Genomic DNA, 2500 nt, shown 5'->3' with positions numbered 1-2500 from the left:
GGCGCAGCGAAAGCGAGTCTTAAATGGGCGAATGAGTTAGACGGATCAGACCCGAAACCAGATGATCTAGGCATGAGCAGGATGAAGGTTGGGTAACACCAACTGGAGGTCCGAACCCACACCTGTTGAAAAAGGTCGGGATGACTTGTGCCTAGGGGTGAAAGGCCAATCAAATCTGGAGATAGCTGGTTCTCCGCGAAAGCTATTTAGGTAGCGCCTCGGACGTATCCTCCTGGGGGTAGAGCACTGCATGGATGATGGGGGCCCACAGCCTTACTGAGTCTAAGCAAACTCCGAATACCAGGAAGGACTATCCGGGAGACACACGGCGGGTGCTAACGTCCGTCGTGGAGAGGGAAACAACCCTGACCAACAGCTAAGGCCCCCAATTCGTGGCTAAGTGGGAAAGCATGTGAGACTTCCAAAACAACCAGGAGGTTGGCTTAGAAGCAGCCATCCTTTAAAGATAGCGTAACAGCTCACTGGTCTAATCAAGAGGTCTTGCGGCGAAGATGTAACGGGGCTCAAGCCACGAGCCGAAGCTTTGGGTGTGCATTCATGCACGCGGTAGCGGAGCGTTCTGTGATATAGGACGCTGCCTCTTTTGCCTTTCGGGGCAACGGAGGCAATGTTCTGACTGTGAAGCCGGGCTGTAAGGCATCCGGTGGAGTGATCAGAAGCGAGAATGTTGACATGAGTAGCGACAAACAGGGTGAGAGACCCTGTCGCCGAAAGTCCAAGGGTTCCTGCTTAAAGCTAATCTGAGCAGGGTAAGCCGGCCCCTAAGGCGAGGCCGAAAGGCGTAGTCGATGGGAACCAGGTTAATATTCCTGGGCCAGGAGATGGTGACGGATCGCAGAGCTAGTTCTTCCTTATCGGATTGGAAGGGCTGGTGAGCGGTTCCTGGAAATAGCCCTCCACAAGACCGTACCCTAAACCGACACAGGTGGACTGGTAGAGAATACCAAGGCGCTTGAGAGAACCACATTTAAGGAACTCGGCAAAATACCTCCGTAAGTTCGCGAGAAGGAGGCCCGGTTGCTGCGCAAGCAGTGGCTGGGGGCACAAACCAGGGGGTGGCGACTGTTTACTAAAAACACAGGGCTCTGCGAAGCCGTAAGGCGACGTATAGGGTCTGACGCCTGCCCGGTGCCGGAAGGTTAAAAGGAGAGGTGCAAGCCTTGAATTGAAGCCCCGGTAAACGGCGGCCGTAACTATAACGGTCCTAAGGTAGCGAAATTCCTTGTCGGGTAAGTTCCGACCTGCACGAATGGCGTAACGACTTCCCCGCTGTCTCAAATGTGGACTCAGCGAAATTGAATTGTCTGTGAAGATGCAGACTTCCCGCGGTTAGACGGAAAGACCCCATGCACCTTTACTATAGCTTCGCACTGGCATCAGGATTGTGATGTGCAGGATAGGTGGTAGGCATTGAAACCGGGACGCCAGTTCCGGTGGAGCCATCCTTGAGATACCACCCTTCGCACTCTTGATGTCTAACCGCGGCCCGTTATCCGGGTCCGGGACCCTGCGTGGTGGGTAGTTTGACTGGGGCGGTCGCCTCCCAAAGAGTAACGGAGGCGCGCGAAGGTTGGCTCAGAGCGGTCGGAAATCGCTCGTTGAGTGCAATGGCAGAAGCCAGCCTGACTGCAAGACTGACAAGTCGAGCAGAGACGAAAGTCGGCCATAGTGATCCGGTGGTCCCGAGTGGAAGGGCCATCGCTCAACGGATAAAAGGTACGCTGGGGATAACAGGCTGATGATGCCCAAGAGTCCATATCGACGGCATCGTTTGGCACCTCGATGTCGGCTCATCTCATCCTGGGGCTGGAGCAGGTCCCAAGGGTATGGCTGTTCGCCATTTAAAGAGGTACGTGAGCTGGGTTTAGAACGTCGTGAGACAGTTCGGTCCCTATCTGCCGTGGGTGTAGGATACTTGAGAGGAGTTGCCCCTAGTACGAGAGGACCGGGGTGAACGTTCCACTGGTGGACCAGTTGTCGTGCCAACGGCAGTGCTGGGTAGCTATGAACGGACAGGATAAACGCTGAAGGCATCTAAGCGTGAAGCCCCCCTCAAAACAAGGTATCCCTTGAGAGCCGTGGAAGACCACCACGTCGATAGGCCGGAGATGTAAGCGCAGCAATGCGTTCAGTTGACCGGTACTAATGGCTCGATTGGCTTGATTTGATCCGGAAGAAGACAGATCAGAACTTCTTCCAAAAGCATCCTTGGACAACCAAATCCCAAAAGGGATAACGCCGATCTCGCTTCTTTTCCGGTCTGGTGGCCAAAGCACGAGCAAAACACCCGATCCCATCCCGAACTCGGCCGTTAAGTGCCGTCGCGCCAATGGTACTGCGTCAATAGACGTGGGAGAGTAGGTCACCGCCAGACCTGAAAAGAAGCGAGACATCTCTCCGGACGATCACGCGCTCACACAAAGCGCAAATGGCGCGGGGTAGAGCAGCCCGGTAGCTCGTCAGGCTCATAACCTGAAGG

At 54.9% G+C, this 2500-nt stretch carries 2 rRNA genes (1 of these 2 cut by a window edge); both read left to right on the top strand.

Features of this window, described 5'->3' with window-relative positions:
- Window positions 1–2188, top strand: a 23S ribosomal RNA gene (locus E3D03_RS19870); it begins 643 nt to the left of the window's first position.
- Window positions 2189–2280: 92 nt separating this feature from the next.
- Window positions 2281–2395 (top strand): 5S ribosomal RNA (rrf, locus tag E3D03_RS19865).
- Window positions 2396–2500 lie beyond the last annotated feature (105 nt).

The organism is Paracoccus sp. DMF (assembly GCF_004407025.1).
In the GTDB taxonomy this organism is placed as follows: domain Bacteria; phylum Pseudomonadota; class Alphaproteobacteria; order Rhodobacterales; family Rhodobacteraceae; genus Paracoccus; species Paracoccus aminovorans_B.
This window is presented reverse-complemented; position numbering and strand designations above follow the sequence as displayed.